This window comes from Hydrogenophaga sp. (genome assembly GCF_026125825.1).
Classification (GTDB): Bacteria; Pseudomonadota; Gammaproteobacteria; order Burkholderiales; family Burkholderiaceae_C; genus Hydrogenophaga.
Genome location: NZ_JAHCKK010000165.1, coordinates 1 through 4,844, shown reverse-complemented (window position 1 = coordinate 4,844; position 4,844 = coordinate 1). Strand labels below are relative to the sequence as shown.

The 4,844-nt window shown below is 65.0% G+C and carries 5 protein-coding genes; all 5 read left to right on the top strand.

The window, feature by feature from the left end:
• Positions 1 to 662: lipid A deacylase LpxR family protein (locus KIT86_RS24175; RefSeq protein ID WP_297403147.1), on the top strand; the 662-nt coding region annotated here is incomplete at its 5' end.
• A 31-nt stretch (positions 663 to 693) separates the two neighbouring features.
• The gene (locus tag KIT86_RS24170) at positions 694 to 1,152 is read left to right on the top strand and encodes a cytochrome c (protein ID WP_297403145.1); all 459 of its coding nucleotides are present in this window, start codon (positions 694 to 696) and stop codon (positions 1,150 to 1,152) included.
• A gap of 625 nt (positions 1,153 to 1,777) precedes the next feature.
• Positions 1,778 to 2,734, top strand: a complete 957-nt coding sequence (locus KIT86_RS24165) for a Tat pathway signal protein (protein WP_297403143.1) — start codon at positions 1,778 to 1,780, stop codon at positions 2,732 to 2,734.
• The gene (locus KIT86_RS24160) at positions 2,727 to 4,223 is read left to right on the top strand and encodes a serine hydrolase (RefSeq protein WP_297403141.1); all 1,497 of its coding nucleotides are present in this window, start codon (positions 2,727 to 2,729) and stop codon (positions 4,221 to 4,223) included. The genes KIT86_RS24165 and KIT86_RS24160 overlap by 8 nt, the downstream gene beginning before the upstream one ends.
• A partial coding sequence (locus tag KIT86_RS24155; RefSeq protein WP_297403139.1) for an alpha/beta fold hydrolase occupies positions 4,220 to 4,844 on the top strand: 625 nt, incomplete at its 3' end. The genes KIT86_RS24160 and KIT86_RS24155, both read left to right, overlap by 4 nt.

Sequence of the window (4,844 nt, the reverse complement as noted above, 5' to 3'; positions counted from 1 at the left end):
TGCTCGACAGCCGGGAGCTGACCCTGGGCGTCATCGGCCCCTGGTCACTGGCCAGACAATCCCAGGATCTGGTGCACACGCTGCGTGGCATTGAGCGCTTTCGCGGCTGGGATCATCAGTTGCACAACGAACCGGCATTTCAGATGGCTCTGGAGCACAAATTCAAGCCTTACGCCATCGGTGCTGTCCAGCCAGGATGGAGTGGCGATGTGATCGGCAGCTATGCCATACGCCTTGGCAATATCGAAACGGCTGCCAGCACAGGCCTCGAACTGCGCATGGGCTGGAACGTTCCGAATGACTTCGGCAGCTATCCGATCCGTCCTGGCGGCGAGAATCGACCCCCATCGGCAGCGACGGGACTCCGTAGCACGCAGCCGCGCTCCGCCGGCGCACCACGGCCCGGCGTTCACGCCTTCGCCCACCTCGAAGCCAAGGCCATTGCCTGGGATTTCTCGCTCGACGGCAACCTGTTTCGCGACAGCCACCACGTCAACCGTCGTCCGTGGGTGGGACAAGCAGCAGCTGGAATCGGCGGCCAATGGCTCGTGGCCGGTCATGGCATGAGGCTCGCGGTGATGCGCGTGTGGCGTACCCGGGAGTTCGACGAACAGCGTGGCGGCCACGCATTCGGATCAGTCGCATTGAGTTGGGAATTCTGAATGGCCCCGTTGTCGGGGCGAGGAGAAGACAATGATCCACCCCAAACCCCGCCCGGCGCACACCGCCGCGCTGACTGTGGTTCTGCTCGCCTCCGTGGCAACTTTCTGCGCCCAGGCGGCGGAGCCTAGTGCACCAATGGCCTTGCGGAACATCATGGCCCAGCTCGGGCGCGACATACAGGCAGTCGCGGGAGGCATTTCCACGGAAGACTGGACCCTGGTAGCACGCCTTGCACCAGACATCGCCCGCCACCCCGAACCGCCACCGTCGGAAAAAATGCGCATCCTAGGGTGGCTCGGAACTGACGCGGGGAGATTCCGGGGCTTCGATGGTGAAGTTCACGATGCCGCCGTAGCCATGGGCGAGGCCGCAACTCGCGGTGACGGCCAGGCAGTCATCACCGCCTTCGCAAAGGTTCAACAGGGTTGCCTGGCATGCCATCAGAGTTTCCGCAAGCCGTTCACCGAGCACTTTTATGGAGTTCGCTGATTCATGTCGCCGCCCTCTTCCACCGCATCGATCGAGAGTTCGAGTCGCTGCAGGTGGCAAGAAGTGGCTCCGTCATGGTCGGGCATTGCAGCGGATCGTCAGCGGCCATGCAAAGGCACACCGGTCGGCGAACTGCGGCCCGTCGACGGCGCTACTTCTTGCCACGTGCAACCATCGTTGACGCGGCCGAACGCGCGCCCGATCGATGCCGCGCGATTCCGACTTGTTGCCCGATGAATCGGCGATTTCCGGGGTAATGCTTGCCGGACTCGCTGCTGGCCCTCGCGCCAGCAAGTCAACTCATTGAATTTACGCCAGATAGATCCAGCCTGCGAATTTCGATACCGTCACGGCTACCGTTACTGCACAAGCCAGCCAATAAACGTCTACTCAGATCTCTCTCGGGCGCTGGGCATCAAATCAGTTGGCCGATGCCGGCTTGCGGACGGCGAGCTGGGCTTCCCTCGCCTCGCCCCCACCATACCGCGTAGCGCGTAGCGTTAGATTTGATCTCAATCAGGTACATCCACGCCGACACGCTGCAGAATAGACCGTCCAGGGTCTTGTGGAGCACAGGATGTCCGCCGCTTCTACGCGTGAGCCTCCGTCTTGCGTCGAGCCAGTCATGGCTCCGCGCCACCATGTCGATCTGGTGCAGCATGCCATCCTGGCCGCATCCAGCCACAACACCCAGCCCTGGAAATTCCGGCTCGAGCCCGGCGCCATCTCGATCCTCCCCGACCGGTCGCGCCGCTGTCCGGCGGTCGATCCGGATGATCATCATCTGTACGCAAGCCTCGGGTGTGCTGCCGAGAACCTGCTCATCGCTGCGCGGGCGGCTGGACTGAGGGGCTACGTATCCTGCTCTGCCGCCGAGGCCGGCGTGCGGATGGATTTCGAAAAGATGGCGCCTTCGCCCACGGACTTGTTCAAGGCCATCCCGAAGCGCCAGTGCAGCCGCGCACAATATGACGGGAGCGCACTCGCCACGGAAGAGCTGCGACTTCTCGAAGAAGCGGGCCAGGGCGATGGGGTGTCGGTCAGGCTGCTGACGGATCGCCAAATGATCGCGCAGGTCGCCGAATTCGTCGCCGCCGGCAACAGCGCGCAGTTTGCGGATCCTGCGTGGACCGAGGAGCTGAAAGCCTGGATCCGCTTCAACGCCCGCGAGGCGGCCCGTAGCGGCGATGGCCTCTACGGTCCGGTGATGGGCAGTCCGGATGTGCCACGGTGGCTGGGAGCGCTCTTCATGCGCCTCAGGTTCTCGGCAGAGCGCCAGAACAGGAAGGATGTCGCGCACATCCACAGGTCCGCTGCCGTGGCAGTAGTGCATTCGGAGTCCGACGACATACCGCACTGGATCGAGGCCGGTCGCTGTTACGAACGCCTCGCCCTGCAAGCCACAGCGCTGGACCTGCGCACGGCCTTCATCAACCAGCCCGTGGAGGTGCCCGATCTGCGCGCCCAGTTTGCCGCCTTCCTCGGCATCGGGCATCGACGACCCGACTTCATCGTGCGCATCGGGCGTGGTCCGGAAATGCCCCGCTCGCGACGCAGGCCGGTGGAGAGCGTGCTTGTCTGAGGGCCATGCATCACGATGCGTGCACGGCCCCTCGATCGCGTGGCTGGCTGCATTCCTTGCGCTTCCGGCATCCGGACAGTCGCCGGTCCCGACCCCCGATGCCGGGACGATCGAAAGGATCGACGCATTCGTGGCCAGGGAGGTCATCGACTCGGGGTTGCCCGGCGTCGCCATCGCGGTGCTGCGCGAAGACCACGCACCCCATGTGCGCGGCTTCGGCCATGACGGCAAGGGTCGGGCCATCACCGGCGACACGCCGTTTCCGATCGGCTCCCTCACGAAATCCTTCACGGCGCTACTCATCCGCCAGGAGATCGAGGCGGGGCGCCTCGATGCCGACGCGCCCGTCCAGCGCTACCTGCCGTGGTTTCGCGTTGCCGATGCGGAAGCTTCGTCAAGGATCACGTTGCGCCACCTGCTGAACCAGACCAGCGGCTTGTCGCGCGCTGACGGCATGGCTCCGCTCCTGCAACACAGCGAGGCCGGCATCAGCGACCTTGCGCGTGGCCTTGGCACTGTAAGGCTCAACCGCCCCGTCGGCGGTCAATTCGAATACAGCAATCTGAACTACGTGCTGCTTGGCGAGATCCTGCAGACCGTGACGGACCAGCCGTGGGATTTGCTGATCCGGGAGCGCATCCTGAAGCCGCTCGCGATGACACACAGCCACACCGATCACGACGCCGCGCGACGCGACGGCATGACACAGCTGCACCGCGCCTGGTTCGGGATTCCCGTGGCGCATGCCACAGGACTGCCGCCGGGCTTCGCGCCGACTGGAAGCCTGGTGGCCAGCGCCAACGACCTGGCGCGCTACCTGCAGATGCTGCTGGCTGACGGCGAGATGCCCGGCGGCCGCCTGCTCTCGGCGCAGGGCGTGAGACAACTGCTCGCACCCGGATCACCCACCGCGACGACCGCCCTTCTATCAACCGATTTCCGATTCCGCTACGGCGAGGGCTGGTTCGTCGGCCCATTCGGTGCCGCCTCTGATGCACGCTGGCATCTGGGCAATCTCGCCTCCTTCGCGGCGTGGATGGTGCTGCTGCCAGACCCACGGCAGGCCGTCGTGGTGCTGATCAATGCCAACAGCGAATTGCCACTCGGCTATGTGAATACAGTGATGAGCCGCCTGCCCATCGGTATCGTGAACCTGCTCCACGGCCAGCCGCCGCCCGCAGGCCCGAGTCTGCGCAGCGGATACATGGCATTCAATGGGGGAAGCGCGCTCGCCACAACCCTGTCCCTCGCGCTGGCGTGGTGGGCTTCAAGGCCCCGCCGCAGGTGGGCGCCACTCATGCTGACCATCGGGGCCGCGGGCCTCATCGGCGGGGCATACGCAACCGGGATGACCCCAACCCTGCTCGCAGCCTTTGCACCCGATCTTGCAGCGGTGCTGGCCATCGTCTTGGTGCTGCTGTGCCTGCCCCTCTTCCTGCGCATGGGAGGACGGCTACGCCACGCCCGCATTCGAACAGCCCCGTCATGAAACGCCGGCACTACACCCTGCTCGCAATCATGGCTGGTCTCGGACTGGCCATGATCCTTATCCACGCGCGATACCGGAGCGATCTCGCACGTGCCACCGCACACGCGGCACAAGGCAGCGTCCTCGCGCACACCCGCTGTGGGCCGATCGAGTACCAGGAATCGGGTGCGGGGATCCCGTTGCTGGTGATCCATGGCTCCGGCGGGGGCCACGACCAGGGCATGGACTTTGCGCGCCCGCTCGCCCAGCGCGGCATCCGCGTGATCGCCGTCTCGCGCTTTGGCTACCTGCGCACGCCGCGCCCCGTCGATGCCTCACCCGAGGCCCAGGCCGACGCCCATGTCTGCCTGCTCGATGCGCTCGGAATCGAAAAGGCGGCAGTACTCGGCCTCTCTGCTGGAGGGCCCTCAGCGATGCAGGCCGCGATCCGTCATCCGGATCGAGTCGGGGCACTCGTGCTCGTGGTGCCGTTGGTGCACAAGCCCGAGAGCGTAATGGCCTCGGCACTGTCAGTGTCCGACGAGAAGGACGAATGGCTGCTGCGGCTGGTCGGGTCGGATTTCCTGTACTGGAGTGCGCTGAAGCTGGCGCCAGACCAGCTGATACGCCACCTGCTCGCCA